A 16,841-nucleotide genomic window follows, 5' to 3' on the forward strand; every position below is an offset into this window, starting at 1 on the left:
TTGATAAATTTTGAAATTATTTTTAAAAGGTTAAAAATGTCAGAATTTAAAATTATTGATTTAAGACAAGAAGATTTAGATATTTTACAAGAAATGATCATAGAATTTGCAAAATACGAAGATATGTTAGATTTTCTTCAATGCACGAAAGAAAAACTAAAACATTCTTTACTAAAAAATAAATTTGCTCGTGCTTTTTTGTTAAAAGAAAATGAAAAAACTATAGGCTATATGATTTATTTTTATACTTTTTCATCTTTTTGGGGTAGCGGTGGAATTTATCTTGAAGATATTTATATACGAGAAGATTTTCGTAAAAAAGGTTATGGAAAAGCTGTTTTTAAATTTTTAGGAGAAATTTGCAAAAAAGAAAATTTAAAAAGACTCGACTGGGTTTGCTTAAATGATAATATTTTAGGTATTAATTTTTATGAAAGTTTAAACGCTAAACATCTTAAACAATGGAGAAATTATCGTCTAAGTGGAGAAAATTTAGAAAAATTGTGTGATTTATGATAAGAAGTCTTTATTATTTAAAAGCTATGGGATTTAACTTTGTTGATACACATACAAACCACTTTGAACAAGTACAAAATTTTCAAGAATTAAAACAACTTGTTTCATCTTGCACCTTATGCCAATTTTCCAAAACAAGAAAATTTAGTCTTATGGAGCCTAAGATAAAAAATGCCAAATTGCTAATTCTTGATGTTTTTGGGCAAAAGAGTGAAAATGAAAGCGGAATTTTACTTAATTCAAAAAAAGGTAAAAAATTAAAACACTATATTTATCAAATTTTAGGGCTTTGCGATGAAGATTTTTATTTTTCTTATTTATTTAAATGTTTTTGTAATGGAAAATTTGATGATTTTTCGCTACAATCTTGCTTACCATTTTTCTGGAACGAACTAAAACTGATTCAACCTGCTTTTTTGCTTTGTCTAGGAGAATACACATTTAAAAGCTTGGGATTTAAAGATTATCACATTTTAAAAGGTGAAGTTTTTGCTTATAAAAATTTTTTCATAATGCCAAGTTATGATTTAGATTTTATAGAAAAAAATCCAAGTTATGAAAAAAATTTCATACAAGATTTAAAAAAAATTAAAGGATTTTTATGAAAAAAATATTTTTAATATTTTTCTTATCTTGCTTTTTGCTTAATGCAAAAGAGCAAAAATTAGTCGATGTAAAACCTGTTGAAAATTTTTATCCTAAATTAAGCGTTCAAGAATGCAACACAAATTGTCTTTTTGATCTTTTAGAATCAAGATTGTATCTCAGTTTTTTAAGTGAATTTGCAGACCAAAACGATCAATTTTTATCTAATGTTTATGCAAAATTATTAAATTCCATTACTGATTTTGAAAAAAATGTTCAAAAAATTACTTCTGTTAAACTTGCGATAATTATCCCAGAAAAAACCATAAAAAGCTACTCAAATACTATAATAAATTCAAGCATAGCCTATCTTTTAAGACAAAGAGCTGAAATCAAAGTAAAAGTTTTTTTAACTGGCACAGAAGATAGTGATAAAATTCGAGCCGCGCTTGATGCAGCACAAGCTCAAGGATATCAGTATGCCATAGCTGGATTTACTCTAAAAGGTGCCAATGAGTTGAAAAATTACTCAGGAAATATGAAAATTTTTATACCGACCATCCATAAAAACAACATACAATTTTCAAATCAAAATATTATTTTTGGAAGTATTGACTATGATGCTCAAATTGCCACACTTTTAAGCAAATCAAATGCTAATATCGCAATATTTAGCGATGGCTCTGCCTTATCAAGCAATCTAAATTCAAGAATTCTTGCTCAAAATAATAATGCTAGAATATATACCATAGAAGGCGAGAAGCTTGATTTTAGCAGACTTTTAAGATCACAAGGCGGAGTTAATAATGCCTCAATATTTTTTAACACTCCATTGATCAAAACAGCTCTAGCAAGTTCTCAACTAAGAATTTATAACATTCATCCTTATGTGCTTTTATCCACTCAAATCAACTATAATCCAACATTTTTAAGTTTAACACAACAAGGAGATAGAGAAAATTTCATCATTGCTAATTCTATCAATAACCACGATGATAACTTAATCTATCTTAATGAAATTTTTAATCAAAGTATAGATTATAACTGGATTGCTTATGCCACTAGTATAGGAGTTGATTACTTTTATACCGAATTCTTAAATAAAAAAAGTGAAAGTTTATTTGATGAGAAAATCAAAAATTCTCAAGTTGATTACAAAGTGCGTCTTATGCAAGGCAAACAAGCAAGCTTTGAAGAATTAAAATAATTCTTCAAAGAGCTTTTTTAACTGCATATCCATTCTAGCTGGTTTTTCGTTTTTAATAAAAGCTAAAGTTAATTCCATTTTAAAAAGCAAAATTTCATCTTTATAAATTTCTTGTGAAATTTCCACAGAAGCATTTTTGACTTCTAAAATTTTTGTTTTAATCTCTATTATATCTCCAAGTTTTGCAGGTTTTAAGAAATTGCAATTTGCTTTTGCAAGCAAAAAATGTCCCTTAGACGCATCAAAAATATCTACTTTTTTATTGAAAAAAATTTCACTTCTTGCTCTCTCACAAAATTTTAAATAATTACTATGATACACCACTCCACCCGCATCAGTATCTTCATAATACACACGCATTTTCATCGCTTTACCTTAAAAAATATTTTACATTTAAAAAACATTAGATTATACAACGGAAATTCTTTGATATCGCTTTTTAGCTTATATTAAAAAATTCCGTCCAATATTAATTTAATAAAGCTTTTTAATAATATTAAATATATTATAAAAAATAAAATTAAAAAATAACTTTTTTATTATTAATATTATTTAAATATTTTATTTATAATTAATATACTTAAGAATATTATAATTACGCTTCCTTTTAATAATATTTACAGATATTGTTAAATAGTTAAAATATAATAATCAATATTTAAGGATATCTATGCCAGCCATTAAGCTTTTTAACTTCACGGGGAGGGGTATAGAGAAATTTTGTTTTAAACTTTCTATTGTTACCTTCTTAAGCATCAATGCTTTTAGTCACTCAAGCAAATACTACAGACAATCGAAATTTCAATATTCCAGAGCATTATTTTAATGATAACAAACTTTATGATAAAACCAATTCTACTTATAAAAACCCCAAGGTATAAATTATTATTCTAAGAGTTCTAAACATGATATTAACAATATTACTTTAATTTATAACAATACTAAAGTAAATATTATAAATATAAACGATTTAAATTTTAAACATTATTTACTTACTTCTGATATGAGAGAAGATAAAGTTCTTTCTTTTAATAGTGTCAATACAGCTAATCATAGTAATAAAAACAGTTAGAGCACTTCCTTTTTTAATCATAGCAAAAACCGATTATGCTAATGCAAGTTATAATAAACTTATATTAGAACAAGGAGAACTTAGTTCAGTTTTTTATCTTAAACCTAAAGATACTCATATAAAAATCTTAGCAGTTCTAAAAGCAATCAACGCATGAATTTCTTAATGAGGTATAGAAACAAGCAAAGTAGATGGAGTAGAATTTGAAAATTTTGCTAAACTTAATGTCAATCTTAACAATGCTTATTTCTTTAATGATACCTTTACTCATCTTTTTAGCTTAAATTATCAACAAGTTATTAATGAATCTATTTATACTAGATAATAGTAAAACTATATCTTTAGTAGGTCCTTATGGAGTAAGGGTTTATAATAATGAAGATAGAGATAATGCTGTAGTGGCTAGCTTTGGACTTAGAATGGCTACTCCTTTGAAAGATTTTTATATCACTCCTTTTTATGATATAGGTTATTCTTGGTGTGAGAATGTTTCTAAACTATATAGAGCAAGTGAAACAAACTATATGAATGCCTGTGATTTGCAACTGCTTTATAATAAAACAGGAAATTTTTATGTTAAGCTTGATTTAGCTAAAGCTTTATAAAAATGATGATTATAGTTCTAAAGCTTATGTGAGTTTTGGGAAGTATTTTGAGTTTTTAAAAATTTATTTTTGATCAAATATTTAATACATATGAGATTTATATTGCCATAAAAGCTTTTAATGTTATAATTTAGCATTAAAAGCAAATATCAAGGATAAAAATGCAAGAAAATTTACTCGAAAAACAATTTCTAAATCACCCTTTATACGCTAAAATTCAAGAACTTAAAGCTCTCAATCTTGCTTGTAATTTTTCTTTAGATGATAGTGTAAATTTATCTACAAATTCTCAAGCCAAAGATGAAATCCTAGCTATAACAAAAGAACTTAAACCATGGAGAAAAGGTCCTTTTAAAATAGACGATCTTTTCATCGATACAGAATGGCAAAGTTTTATTAAATTTAATATTTTAAAGCCTTTTATGAACGAAATTTCTCAAAAATGCGTTGCTGATATAGGCTGTAATAATGGTTATTATATGTTTAAAATGCTTGAATTTAATCCTGCAAAACTCATAGGTTTTGATCCTTCTATCAAATACCGTTTGCAATTTGAACTCATTAACGCTTTAGCTAAAACTCCTATAGAATACGAACTTTTAGGCGTAGAAGATCTTCCAAGCTATGGCTTGAAATTTGATGTGATTTTCTGTCTTGGGGTGATTTATCATAGAAGTGATCCTATAAAAATGCTAAAAGATTTAAAAGCAGGACTTAATAAAAATGGAGTTGTTTTTTTAGATACCATGTATATAGAAGATGAGAGAGAAATCGCTCTTGTGCCTAATAAAACTTATTCTAAAATTCCAAATATTTATTTTATACCAAGCATTAGTGCATTAAAAAACTGGTGTGAAAGAGCAGGATTTAAAGAATTTGAAGTTTTGGCTACAAAAAAAACCGATGAAAACGAACAAAGAAAAACAGAATGGATAGACTCTTTTTCGCTGGAAAATTTCTTAGATCCAAAGGATAAAAATCTTACCATTGAAGGCTATGAAGCACCCAAAAGAGTTTATGTGCGTATTGGGATATAAATTCTTTTTGCTTTTTGTCGATCTAGGCTTTAGATATTTTGAAGTAGATAAGTAGAATTTAAAGGTTAGATATGGCAAAAAAAGATAATTTTGAAGAATATGCACAACTTGAAGAATACGCATCTGCAGAAGATATATCTCGTGTTAGAGCAGAATTACTCACTTGTCCTGAATTAAACACTTCGCTTGCTGGAACCATTATAGAAATTGATAAAAACTATGCCAAATCAATTTTAATAACCACAAGCGAAATGGTAGCAGATGATCAAGGATTGATTTTTGATGCCTTTATTTTCGCTGCGGCAAACTATGTAGCACAAGCCTCTATCAATAAAGAATTTTCAGTGATTATTGGATCAAAATGTTTTTTTTATGCTCCGCTTAAATTAGGCGATGTTTTAGAACTTGAAGCTCATGCACTTTTTGACGAAACCTCCAAAAAAAGAGATGTAAAAGTGGTCGGGCATGTTAAAGAAATTAAAATGTTTGAAGGAACGATACAAGTTGTTAGCACTGATGAGCATATATTTAAACTCAAGCGTCCGCCACTTAATACTGTTAAACCTACAGAAAATCAAGAACAAGGTGCCAAAATCAACAATCCAGAAGCCGTAGCAGCTGCATTAATGACCTCTGTGGGTGGAAAATAATCAAGGAGTCATTTTAATATCCACCCAATTCTTTGGGCAATCCTTATGATAAGTTCCACTTCCATCATAATATTCTTTGCAATCATCATAAAAACGATTTGAAATTCCTCTTTCATTTACAAAACATCCAGAAATTCCTAAAACTAATAGTATCATTAAAATATATTTTTTCATGTTTTTCCTTAGAATTTATTGTGTTTTCTCCATTTATAAGGCTCTATAGGATTACCCTCTTTCCAAAGACCTAAATGATTTTTCTTAGCATTTTCTTGTTCTTTAATATAAGCGTTACTATAGTAAGTATCAGCCCAAGCATAGCCTTTGCTTACTAAAAATCGATTAATATCAACATTATTAAGCTTTACAATAGCAACAATTCTACCATAAGTATCTTTATTTTTATAAATAATTTCAACTTGTTTACCGCTTAAAATTCTACTTAAAGCTTCTTTTGATTGCTTTCCAAAACTTTGTTTAAGTTCTGGTGCATCTATACCAAAAAATCTTATTCTAGCGAGTTTGTTTTCATGATTAACTTCTATAGTATCTCCATCAATAATTCTAACTACTTTTCCTTCAAAACTAGAATTTTGGGCAATATAATTCTGGATAAAAACAACTACAAGAGTAAAAATTAATACAGAAAAAAGTTTTTTTGGATCACTTAGTAATTTTCTTAAATTAAATAATTTTTTATAATTTATTCTCATTTTTTAATCATTTTGCCTTTAAATTTTAAAAAATATGCCATAATTTTATCAAAACAAAGGAGATAAAATGCAAAATGTTATAGAAAATTTTAAACAATTATGTAAAATTCCTCATTGCAGTTATGAAACAGAACAAATGAAAGAATTTTTAAGCTCTTATGCTAAAGATAAAGGCTTTAAAGTGAGTGTAGATAAAGCAGGAAATATCCGTGCCATAAAAGGCAAACCAAAAATTTGCTTACAAAGCCATTATGATATGGTCTGTATGGGCGATGCACCAAACTTAGAAGTTTATGAAGAAAATGGCTTTTTAAGAGCCAAAAATTCAAGTCTTGGCGCGGATAATGGTATAGGTATAGCCATCATGATGAGTGCTATGGCTGAATTTGAAAATTTAGAGTGTCTTTTTACAAACGATGAAGAAGTAGGACTCATGGGAGTGAATTCACTCGAGCACACTTTAGAATCTAAAATGCTTTTAAATTTAGATCATGAAAGCGATGATGAGATCATGATAGGCTGTGCAGGTGGAGTAGATATAGAAGCTAGCTTGCCTTTTAATACCCTTAGAAAAAAGGGTAAAATTTATGAGCTTTGCGCGCAAAATTTTAAAGGTGGACACTCAGGCATAAATATCGTACGCAACGAAAAAAGCTCCATCAAAGAAATGGCTAAATTCATACAAGAAAATAAAGGAGAAATCATTTCTTTTGAAGGTGGAGAAAGAATCAATTCTATACCTAAACACGCTAAAGCTTTAGTGCATTTTAAAAATGAAGTAAAGAGCAATAACTGGATAAAATGCGATTTTAAAGAAGAAGGCGAATTTGAAATTTGCGATCAAAGTAACAAACTTTTAAGCCTTATAAATTCTTTTACTCATGGAGTTAGAGCTTATGATGAAAATCTAGGTATAGTTCAAACAAGCATTAACCTAGCTACTTTAAGAATGCAAGATAAACAAATCAAATTCGCACTTTTTGCAAGATCTAATATACTTGATGGACTTAAGCAAGTAGAATTTGAAACTTTAGAATTTTTCAAGGCTTTTGATTTTAAAGTAAGAAGTTTTAATTTCTATCCACCTTGGGAAGGCAAACCAAACGCACTTAGCGACATGGTTTTTAAAGCGCTTAAAAAAGTATCGCCTAATGCCAAAGTTTCAGCTATCCATGCAGGGCTTGAGTGTGGCATTATAGAGAAAAAACAAGAGCTTTTATGCGCTTCTATAGGTCCAAATATCCATAATCCTCATTCAACTGATGAGCATTGCGAAATCGCTTCAGTTGAAAAAATATCTAAGGTTGTTTTTGAAGTTTTAAAAGACAATGCTTAATTCTTTAATCTTGCTTCTTGCAAAAACGCGTTTTAACAAAAACACGCAAAATAAGGAGCAAGATCCGACTATAGCAAGATAAATACCTAAATACTCTTTATAAAAAGCATTAACTACAAAAGGGGTTAAAAAACCTAAAATCGCATAAGAAATATTATAAGCAAAACTAAGCCCACTAAATTTAAGTTCGCTTTTAAAAATTTGTGTCATAAAAACAGGTGCGAAAGTGATAATACCTTGTGTAAAACAAGCCAGTAAAAAATAAAATAAAAATTTCTCATCATAAAAACTAAAAAGCATACCAAAGATAATAAAAGCTATACTAAAAATAGAACAAATCCTATAGCTTCCCCATTTGCTTGCTAAAAAACCTTGAAATAAAGCTCCAAAAATCACCGCTAAAATAGCAAAATTTTGTACCCATAAAGCAGAAGTTTTACTCATAGCTAAAAGACTTTCAAAATACTTAGGCAAAATCATTAAAGTTGCCACACCGCTTGTTAAAACCATGGTCATTAAAAAACAAACAAGCATGCTCATTTTATGAGTTTTTAAAGCTTCAAACAATGGAAAACTTAAAATTTTCTTTTCATTTTGAACTTTTACAAATTCTGGAGTTTCACTGAGTTTATTTCTTAAAAACAAAGCTAAAATTCCAAAAAATCCTCCTATGATAAAAGGAATTCTCCAAGCATAGCTTTGAACTTCTTCTGGGGTAAAATAAGATCTTATGCCTAAAGTGGCAATATTTCCTAGCAATAAACCTATGGTTAAAGTCGCTGAAATAAAACCAAGAGCTAAAGGAATTTGACGCCCTTTGACAAATTCGCTCACATAAATCCAAGCTCCGCTCACCTCAGTTCCAACGGCTAAACCTTGCAAAATACGAATAGTAAATAAAATCAAAGTAGCAAATATACCTATACTTTCATAACTTGGCAAAAAAGCTAAAGCAAAACTAGGCAAAACCATCAAAAGCATAGAAATATAAAAAATATTCTTTCTTCCATATCTATCAGCAAAATGTGCCATCACAATAGAACCAAAAGGACGCGCTAAATAAGCAGCACCAAAGGCTATATAAGCATTTATCTGTATCCAAAAAGCATCATTTTGCGGAAAGAATACCTTAGCAAAAATATCCAAAAAAAAGGCAAAAAGCACAAAATCATAAAATTCCAAAATTCCACCCAAAGAAGCATAAATAATATTTTTGTATTTTTTTTGCATATTTTATCCTAAATCAATATAAAGGGCAAAAAGCCCTTTGTTAAATTTTTCCACCTTCAATCACTACATCATCAGCCTTAACATCATCTCCAAAATGAGCTTTTAAAGTTTCATCATAAGCCTTGTGAAAAAACTGCTCTTGGCCTAGTTTAATGATCAAGTTATCGATAAATTCTTTAAGTTCTTTATCACCTTTTTTAACTGCTGGTGCGATAACATCTTTGTTGCCTAACTCTTTGATAGCCATTTTAAAATCAGGATGATCTTTCACCCAAGCAAAAAGCAAGGTATTATCATGACTTAAAGCATCGCCTCTTTTATCCATCAAAGCGGCAAAAGTTTCGGTATTTTGATCGTATTTTAAAGTTTTAATATTAGGATAATTTTGCGTAAAATACGCATCCGCTGTTGTGCCTTTGTTTAAAAGTAAAGTTTTATCTTTTAAATCTTCTACGCTAGTTATATTACTATCCTTTGGCACAGCTACGCCTAAAGCTACCTTCATATAAGGCAAGCAAAAATCAACCTGTTCAGATCTTTCTGGAGTTTGAGTAAAATTAGCCAAAATAATATCTACTTTATTTGATTTTAAAAACTCAACCCTATTTGCAGCTTCAACAAGAACAAATTGCACCTTATTTTCATCGCCAAAAAGTTCTTTTGCTATGCGTTTAGCTAAAGCTATATCATAGCCTTGATTGTTTCCTTTTTCATCCACATAACCAAAAGGTGGTTTATCGCCAAATACCCCAATCCTAATAACTCCATTTTGCTTGATCTTATCAAGAGAATTTAAAGTTTTAGAGTCAGAATTTCCTCCACAAGCAGCCAATACTACTGCAACAAAGGCCGTTAAAACACTTAGAAGTATTTTTTTCATACATTTCCTTTCTTTAAAAATAAGCTTAAAGCTATTGCAAAAATATATAATAATTGCAAAGTTAATTATACTTAAAATTATAAATAATGCATTTGAAACAAACTAAAAAGATTTTCCTATGTGTAAAAATGTAATTAATCTCACACTCTCTTTTAGCATTGTTTAAATTTTAAGTAAAAAAAGATATAATCTTTGTTTTAAAATTTTTAAGGAGAAAACTATGAAAAAAGGTATTTTTCTCTCTATTGGAATAGCTGTTTTGTTTTCAGCTTGCGGAAATTCCATAGATGAAAAAACAGTTAAAAAATATGAAAATCAACTAAATCAAACAGTTAAACAAGAAATTGCAAACCTTTCTCAGGATTCTGGAATAAAGATTGAATTTTCTGATTTTAAATGCAATGCAGATGGTGATTTTATAGCGTGTTTAAGTTCAAATTTCAAAACTCTTGCAAAAGATAACAACGATGAGTATCAAGAACTATTTCAAGCAAAAAATATCAAAATTCGCTCAAATGAAATTTACAAAGGCGAAGCAAATACATCAATTAACATTAAAGAATATTACAACGATCTTTTTAAAAACCAAAAAAGCATACAATCAAATTTGGTTTTTGAAGATTTTAAACTTGGAGAAAAAGTTGTTAGTGACATCAATGCAAGCTTATTTCAACAAGATCCAAAAATCAGCTCTTTTATCAATAAATTAAGCTCGGATTCTTATACTTTATCATTTGATAACTCCATAAACAAACAAGAAAACAATTATCTAGATAATCTTAATATAAAATTTTATAACGCAAAATTAAATTTCAATACAAATCTAAATATAAATCTAAAAGAAGATCTACTTAATTACCTTGATTCTAAGGGTGTAAAATTTAACACTCAAACTTTAGCTATGGATGAACAAGCTATCAATGAACTTCTTAATATAGCAAACTACGAACAAGCTTCAGATTTTAGCAATACAATCCAAAAATACATCATCTTAAATAATTTTAAAATTGATTCAACTCTTAAAACCGAAGGCGTATTTAGTAGCTATATAGCAACTGCTAAGGAAAATTTACAAACCTTAAAAGCTCAAAGTCAAAATGAAGAACAAGCATTAATCTTTGATAAAGCTTTAGCTATTTTAAACAATATCACTCAAAATGATGATTATAAACTCAATCTTGATTTAAAATTTAAAAACATCCCTGTTAGTGACTATAGCACACAAGGAATCGACAGCATAGAAAAACTAAGCATCAACAATCAAGACGCCACAGAAGCGTTAAAAATTATACTTCCATTTATCATGTTTTCTATGTTAATGGGCGGAGCGTCGTTTTAAATTTTAAAATGATAAAAACTTCAAAAACATTAAAAGCAAGATTAAATTCTTTGCTCTTAATGTTTCATAACATTAACAAAAAAGGCTAAAATGAAAATTTTATTCTCCCCTAGTGAAAGCAAAAATGAAAATTGCGTAAAAAATCCTATCAATGAAAACTCATTTATATTTAAAGAATTATTTCCTTATAGAATAAAAGCTTTAAAGCATTATGAAGAATTTATCAAAAACGCAAGTTTACAGAATTTACAAGAACTTTTTGGCATTAAAAATGAAAATGAAATTGATAAATTTAAACACAATTTAAAACAAGCTCCCACTCAAGAAGCTATATTGCTTTATACTGGGGTAAGTTATGAATATCTTAATTTTAAAGCTTTAGATAAAAAAAGTCAAGCTTATATTTTAGAAAATACTCTTATATTTTCTAATCTTTTTGGCGTTGTAAGAGCTAATGATACCCTACCCTTTTATAAATTCAAGCAAGGGGCTAAAATAGGAAATTTTGCCATAGAGAAATTTTATAAAGAACATTTTAGTAAAGCCTTAGATGAATACTTAGAAAATAAAGAAATACTTGACCTTAGAGCAGGATTTTATGATAAATTCTACACCCCAAAAAAGAAATTTTATACCTATAAATTTGTAAAAAATGGTAAAGTCATCAGTCATTTTGCTAAAGCTTATAGGGGAATTTTACTCTCCATAAGTGCAAAAAACCAAGTAAAAAACAATAAAGAGCTTTTGGCAAACCTTCCTTCAAACCTAAAACTCAAAGAAATTCAAATCAAAGGTTTAAAGGAAGAAATTGTGCTTGAAATTCTAGATTAGTTTTTATTTTAAGTATTTTAAAGCTAGCTTCGCATAATAACTTGCAGCCCTAGCTAAAAGCTTATCATTAAAAACATAACTAGAATTATGTAAATAAATGTCGTTTTCATTTTCTAAAAAAGCATAGGCACATTTTTTCATTTCGCAAAAAAATCCAAAATCCTCACTTGCCATTAAAGGACGATGATTAAATTCACAATTTTTTTCGCCAAATAATTCTTTTGCAACCTCACTAGCAAAATCCACAGCTTCATCGTTGTTCATAGTCACTGGTGCAACAACATTTTTATTGATTTTAATCTCTATATCATTAGCCTGTGCAATACCTTTACAAATTTTATAAATTTTTTCTTCAGTTAGTTTTCTAGTTTCATTATCTAATGCTCTAACACTCATTTTAATCGTTGCAATATCTGGAATGATATTAAAAGCATGCCCTGCATTAAAAGCTCCTATGCTTATAACTGCTGAATTTTGAGGATCAACATTGCGAGATACTATACTTTGCAAAGCCACCACAAGTAAAGAAGCAGCATAAATAGGATCTTTTGCCTTTTCTGGAGCACTTCCATGACCACCTCTTCCAATAACTTCAATGCTATAACTATCCGAAGAAGCCATCATCGCACCTTTTTTAAGATAAAATTTCTTATCGCTACCAAAAGGCATATTGTGCCATCCAAAAACATAATCACTATCAAATTTTTCAAACAATCCATCTTCTATCATTGCCTTAGCACCACCCAAACCCTCTTCAGCAGGTTGAAAATAAAGATTTAGAGTGCCATTAAAATTCTGATTTGCTAAATACTTTGCAGCAAGCAATAAAGAAGTAGTATGTCCATCATGACCGCAAGCATGCATTACATTTTCTTTTTTGCTTTTATAAGGCAAATTTGTGCATTCTTGTAAAGGCAAAGCATCCATATCTGCACGAAGTCCTATTTTTTTATCGTTATTTCCCTTTTTTAAAACCCCCACAACACCTGTTTTTCCTATTTCTTCATAAACCTCATAACCAAATTCTTTTAATTTTTGCGCCACTAATTTTGCAGTACATAATTCATCAAAACCAAGCTCAGGATTTTCATGAATTTGATGACGAATTTTTTCAAATTCGCCTTGTAAGTCTAGTATTTCTGGAATTAAATTCATTCTATTTTTCTCCTTGTATAAAATTTTCTCTTCTAGGTAAAACAAATTGTGCTAAGATCGCTGAAATAAAAATCAAAGCAAAAATATAAACAAAACCCAAAGTAAAACTATGGGTTTTATCAACACTCCAAGATACTACCCATAGGTTAAATGATAGTATAACAAAGGTAATACTCCAAAAAGCACTCATAATATAAGCAGTTTGATTTGGATTAGAATTTTTTAATTCTGAAGGTAGATTAAAGAAAAATGGAAACCACATAGAATAAAAAATGCCTGATAACACAGCAAAAATCTGCATCAATACTAAATTTTGTAAAAACAACATACAAAATCCGCATATAAAAATACACGCTCCTCCAGACAATAGCATTATTTTAAAAGAAATATTTTTTCTTTTAAAAAATAATCCAAGATAAGGACCAAAAATAATAGCAAAATTAACCAAGGCTGGAATTTCTTTTTTAGCAAAATCAGCTAATTCTTTACTAAAACCCGCATATTGCGCATAAAAAGTTGGTAAAAAAGTAAAAAGAGAATTTAAAAATAAAATAGGCCCTATGTAAAAAATAATCATACCCCAAGTAACACGAGATTTTAGAGCATAAATAAGATCTTTTGCATTATTCTTTTTTTCTTCTTTTTTATTCTCATCTTTACCTACAAAAAGCCACAAAATCAATAAAATCAAATTAATCCAAGCATAAAATGATAAAGAATCTCTCCAATTTCCAAAATAATTTGAGATACTTTCAGCTAAAACAAGTCCTAGGGTAATGCCTACTAAATTTGAAGTTATATTAAAACTAATTACAAAATGTAAAGCTTTTTTTTCAAACCATTGTTGTGCAATAGGCACTAAGCAAACTAAAGCACAAGCTGAACCAAGCCCTGTTAAAAATCTTATAATCAAAATACCGCTATAACTATCTACAAAACTTAAAAATATACCCGAACTCATTAAAATACAGCCTAAAAAATATCCCTTTTTTAATCCGAATTTATAAACCAAAAAAGCAGTAAATGAAGCACCAAAAATTTTCGCAACTACTATCATACTAGTGATTAAAGTAGCTTGCTGAGTATTTAGGGCAAGATCATTTGAAATCAAGGGCATTAAAGACCCTGTTGCTGCCCAAGAGATACTAAAAACAGCATAAACACTAAAAATGATAAATTCAACCCCAATGCGTCTAAAATGAAATAAAAGTGATTTTTCCATATTAAAATCCTTTTTAGATATTTATTAAAATATAACATAAAAAAATAAGATATTTATTATCTTTAATTATTTCTTTAATTTAATTATTTTTTTATATATTTTTTTTGTTACTTTTTGAAAATTTATATATAAGTTTAAAGATAAAAAACTAAAATACAAAATAAAAAACCCGTAAAAGTTTTTTGAAGTATTTAAATGATATATTTCAAAATCTAGTTTTAAAAAGGAAAAATATGGAATTTTTAGCATTTATTTTTTTGATTATTATATTTTTATTTGTAGTCTTTATCATCGTTACTCGCTATGAAAAAAAGATAAAATTACTCAACCAAAACATACAAAACATGAAAGAAGATATAGCCGATCTTAAAGAAACAACTCAAAAAAATCGCTCTTTAATTGAAAAAAATCGCTCTAATATAGAAAATATAATAAAATAAAACTAAGAAAGATTTGCGATAAGCTTATAGTGCTTTTTCTGATTTATCATTAAAGTAAAAATTTTTTCACTTGAATTTTCACTTTTATTTTTATAAATCATACTTTTTAAAAACGGAAAAAGCATCGTACTAGAAGTTTTACCTTGTAAAATAATATGCATAGAGCCTTTTAAAATTCCATACTTATAACTCATACCGCTTGGAAATATATCAAGATTAAAGCTTAAACTATCTTCATTACTATCATAATTTAAAATTTCAATTTTAACAAAGCTAATTTCTTGATCTTCTTGAGATAAATTTTTAAAAATTTCAAGTTTTTCATGTTTTTTGATAGTAACAACTTCTTGCTTACTTTCTTTAAAATCAGAAAGAAAATTTTCATTTTTAAAAATTCTTGAAAAAAATTTTAAATTTTTAAATTGCATACTTGTTTGTTTTGTGTTTTCATGTATTATTTTTTCGGATTTTAAGATGTTGCGTTCTATACTATCTTCTTGGTTTTGATTATCTTTGTTTGATTTCATGTCAAAATCTTCAACGATAATCATATCTTCACTATCACAAATATTAAAATGTTTTATAATTTCTTCAAAAGTAAAACTGTCATCACTAAATTCCAAAAGATCTACATTTGAAGTGATAAAATCAACACCATCTCGTTCTTCAATCTTATCTTTAATCACAAAAGCATCAACACAAAAGCACGATCTTTGAATTTCATATTCAGAACTTTTGCCTTTAAATACTATCTTCATCATCACAAAGCTTTTGCTATAAGCTCTAAAGGACTAGCAAAAACAACCTTGCTTGAATTTTGTTCTAATGCATTTGAAATTTGCATTCTACAAGCTGAACACTCGGCACTTACCACACTAGCCTTACTTTCATCGATCATTTGTGCTTTTTTAAGCCCTACACTTAAGGCTTTATCATAATAATCCGTTTGCATACTCACCCCGCCAAAACCGCAACAAGTATTAGAATTACTCATTTCCACAAAATGATAATTTGTTTTTAAAAGTTCTCTTGGCTCTTTAAAAACCCCTTGCATTTTTCTTGCATGGCAAGGATCGTGATAAGTAATGCTATAATTAAATTTATTTTTTGTTTTTAAAATTTCTTCCAAAGAAGTAAATTTATAAAAATACTCGCTAGCCATATATATCTTAGATGACACACATTTTGCGCGTTTTGCCCAGTCTAAATCATTTTGCATTATAAAAAAATGTTCATAATCTATCTTTAACATAGCCGAACAAGTGGCCTCAGGAACTATAATAGCATCTAATTTTTCTAATTTTTTTTCAAAATACTCAATATTTTTTTTAGCCAAAACTTCAACACTTTTAAAATCACCCGTAAAAAATTGCGGTGCTCCACAACACACTTGTTCTTTCATTAAATCCACATTGATTTTTAATTCCTTAGCGATTTTAAGCACTGCATTAGCCGTATCTATGTAAAAATAATTCGCCAAACAACCTACAAAAAAACCTATGGTTTTTTCTCCATCACTATTGATAAATTTTGGATTAGAATTTAAGAAACTTTTTTTATTAAAACTTGTAAGTAATCTTCCCTTTTTAACAAAAGGCATGGAAAATCTTGCCTTCATACCTGTATTTTCATTCTCATTTTGAATTTTAAACGCACAACTTTGAAACACATAGCCAAGCTTAGCTACCAAATCTAAAATTTTGCGTCTTCTTAAAAAGAAAAAAATAAGTTTTTTATACCAAGCTATACCAAATTTTTTAGCTATATCATAACGAACTTCTTCTATGGCATTATCTACTCTTAATTTACTTGGACATACTTCAACACAATTGGTGCATAAAAAACAAGATTCAAAAACTTTCTTAGCTTCTTTATCAAGTTCTAGACTTCCCTCTTTATAAGCAGCTAAAAGATCTAAAAATCCTCTTGGACTAGTAATTTCATCGCGATTTTCTTCATGTATAGTACAAACAGGTATACATTTGCCACATTTAACACAAGCATCACTTATTTGACTAAATTTCAT

The 16,841-nt window shown here is 28.3% G+C and carries 18 protein-coding genes and 2 pseudogenes; 11 read left to right on the top strand and 9 right to left on the bottom strand.

Going from position 1 to position 16,841, the window contains the following annotated elements:
• The first annotated feature begins 36 nt into the window (after positions 1-36).
• The 3 genes from AJ887_RS03035 to AJ887_RS03045 are packed head-to-tail and all read left to right on the top strand — an operon-like array spanning position 37 to position 2,308.
• The gene (locus AJ887_RS03035; RefSeq protein ID WP_002881667.1) at positions 37-516 is read left to right on the top strand and encodes a GNAT family N-acetyltransferase; all 480 of its coding nucleotides are present in this window, start codon (positions 37-39) and stop codon (positions 514-516) included.
• On the top strand, positions 513-1,121 hold the full coding sequence (locus AJ887_RS10170) for a uracil-DNA glycosylase family protein (protein WP_002881669.1): 609 nt from the start codon (positions 513-515) through the stop codon (positions 1,119-1,121). The genes AJ887_RS03035 and AJ887_RS10170 overlap by 4 nt, the downstream gene beginning before the upstream one ends.
• Positions 1,118-2,308 carry a hypothetical protein gene (locus AJ887_RS03045; protein WP_002881670.1) on the top strand — a complete coding sequence of 397 codons (1,191 nt, stop codon included), beginning with the start codon at positions 1,118-1,120 and terminating at the stop codon, positions 2,306-2,308. The genes AJ887_RS10170 and AJ887_RS03045 overlap by 4 nt, the downstream gene beginning before the upstream one ends.
• Here the strand turns inward: AJ887_RS03045 and AJ887_RS03050 are convergent.
• Positions 2,300-2,674: a YbgC/FadM family acyl-CoA thioesterase gene (locus AJ887_RS03050; protein ID WP_002871461.1), complete on the bottom strand. Its 375-nt coding sequence runs from the start codon at positions 2,672-2,674 to the stop codon at positions 2,300-2,302. The genes AJ887_RS03045 and AJ887_RS03050 overlap by 9 nt on opposite strands.
• A gap of 343 nt (positions 2,675-3,017) precedes the next feature.
• Here AJ887_RS03050 and AJ887_RS10360 point away from each other — a divergent pair.
• From AJ887_RS10360 to AJ887_RS03070, 4 genes and pseudogenes are all read left to right on the top strand, one after another.
• Positions 3,018-3,548: pseudogene (locus tag AJ887_RS10360) on the top strand (hypothetical protein); the annotation flags it as partial.
• A gap of 10 nt (positions 3,549-3,558) precedes the next feature.
• Positions 3,559-4,058 (top strand): annotated as a pseudogene (locus tag AJ887_RS03060) (ShlB/FhaC/HecB family hemolysin secretion/activation protein); the annotation flags it as partial.
• Between the two features lie 73 nt (positions 4,059-4,131).
• On the top strand, positions 4,132-5,022 hold the full coding sequence (cmoB, locus tag AJ887_RS03065) for a tRNA 5-methoxyuridine(34)/uridine 5-oxyacetic acid(34) synthase CmoB (protein WP_074497658.1): 891 nt from the start codon (positions 4,132-4,134) through the stop codon (positions 5,020-5,022).
• Positions 5,023-5,093: 71 nt separating this feature from the next.
• A complete protein-coding gene (locus AJ887_RS03070) occupies positions 5,094-5,672 on the top strand; it encodes a hypothetical protein (protein ID WP_002861715.1) in 579 nt (192 codons plus the stop codon).
• Here the strand turns inward: AJ887_RS03070 and AJ887_RS03075 are convergent, their stop codons facing one another.
• Entirely contained in the window at positions 5,673-5,846 is a 174-nt protein-coding gene (locus AJ887_RS03075) for a hypothetical protein (protein WP_002861716.1), read from the bottom strand. It lies immediately after the preceding gene.
• An 8-nt stretch (positions 5,847-5,854) separates the two neighbouring features.
• Positions 5,855-6,382, bottom strand: coding sequence for a thermonuclease family protein (locus tag AJ887_RS03080; RefSeq protein ID WP_002861717.1), 528 nt, complete (start codon positions 6,380-6,382; stop codon positions 5,855-5,857).
• A 67-nt stretch (positions 6,383-6,449) separates the two neighbouring features.
• Between AJ887_RS03080 and AJ887_RS03085 the strand changes: the two genes are divergently transcribed.
• On the top strand, positions 6,450-7,718 hold the full coding sequence (locus tag AJ887_RS03085; RefSeq protein WP_070210832.1) for a M20/M25/M40 family metallo-hydrolase: 1,269 nt from the start codon (positions 6,450-6,452) through the stop codon (positions 7,716-7,718).
• Here AJ887_RS03085 and AJ887_RS03090 read toward each other — a convergent pair.
• A complete protein-coding gene (locus AJ887_RS03090) occupies positions 7,701-8,948 on the bottom strand; it encodes an MFS transporter (RefSeq protein ID WP_070284799.1) in 1,248 nt (415 codons plus the stop codon). The genes AJ887_RS03085 and AJ887_RS03090 overlap by 18 nt on opposite strands.
• Positions 8,949-8,988: 40 nt before the next feature.
• Complete coding sequence (locus tag AJ887_RS03095; protein WP_044779506.1) at positions 8,989-9,828, bottom strand: cysteine ABC transporter substrate-binding protein; 840 nt, start codon at positions 9,826-9,828, stop codon at positions 8,989-8,991.
• Positions 9,829-10,048: 220 nt separating this feature from the next.
• Between AJ887_RS03095 and jlpA the strand changes: the two genes are divergently transcribed.
• Together jlpA and AJ887_RS03105 are read left to right on the top strand one after the other, a co-directional pair.
• Entirely contained in the window at positions 10,049-11,167 is a 1,119-nt protein-coding gene (jlpA, locus tag AJ887_RS03100) for a lipoprotein adhesin JlpA (protein ID WP_070284800.1), read from the top strand.
• 90 nt (positions 11,168-11,257) lie between these two features.
• Positions 11,258-11,998 (top strand): YaaA family protein, encoded by a 741-nt coding sequence (locus tag AJ887_RS03105; RefSeq protein ID WP_004305720.1) that lies wholly within the window; start codon positions 11,258-11,260, stop codon positions 11,996-11,998.
• A gap of 3 nt (positions 11,999-12,001) precedes the next feature.
• Here the strand turns inward: AJ887_RS03105 and AJ887_RS03110 are convergent, their stop codons facing one another.
• Both AJ887_RS03110 and AJ887_RS03115 read right to left on the bottom strand, forming a co-directional pair.
• Positions 12,002-13,153: a M20 aminoacylase family protein gene (locus tag AJ887_RS03110; RefSeq protein WP_044779510.1), complete on the bottom strand. Its 1,152-nt coding sequence runs from the start codon at positions 13,151-13,153 to the stop codon at positions 12,002-12,004.
• Between the two features lies 1 nt (position 13,154).
• Positions 13,155-14,375, bottom strand: a complete 1,221-nt coding sequence (locus tag AJ887_RS03115; protein ID WP_070284801.1) for a CynX/NimT family MFS transporter — start codon at positions 14,373-14,375, stop codon at positions 13,155-13,157.
• 233 nt (positions 14,376-14,608) lie between these two features.
• Between AJ887_RS03115 and AJ887_RS03125 the strand changes: the two genes are divergently transcribed.
• Positions 14,609-14,815: a membrane protein gene (locus AJ887_RS03125; protein WP_002853356.1), complete on the top strand. Its 207-nt coding sequence runs from the start codon at positions 14,609-14,611 to the stop codon at positions 14,813-14,815.
• Between the two features lie 2 nt (positions 14,816-14,817).
• Here the strand turns inward: AJ887_RS03125 and AJ887_RS03130 are convergent, their stop codons facing one another.
• Both AJ887_RS03130 and AJ887_RS03135 read right to left on the bottom strand, forming a co-directional pair.
• Positions 14,818-15,579, bottom strand: a complete 762-nt coding sequence (locus AJ887_RS03130; RefSeq protein ID WP_079860402.1) for a DUF5416 family protein — start codon at positions 15,577-15,579, stop codon at positions 14,818-14,820.
• Positions 15,576-16,841, bottom strand: a complete 1,266-nt coding sequence (locus tag AJ887_RS03135) for a (Fe-S)-binding protein (protein WP_070277492.1) — start codon at positions 16,839-16,841, stop codon at positions 15,576-15,578. Before AJ887_RS03135 ends, AJ887_RS03130 begins: the two co-directional genes overlap by 4 nt.

It is taken from the genome of Campylobacter sp. BCW_6466 (assembly GCF_001762835.1).
GTDB classification, from domain to species: domain Bacteria; phylum Campylobacterota; class Campylobacteria; order Campylobacterales; family Campylobacteraceae; genus Campylobacter_D; species Campylobacter_D jejuni.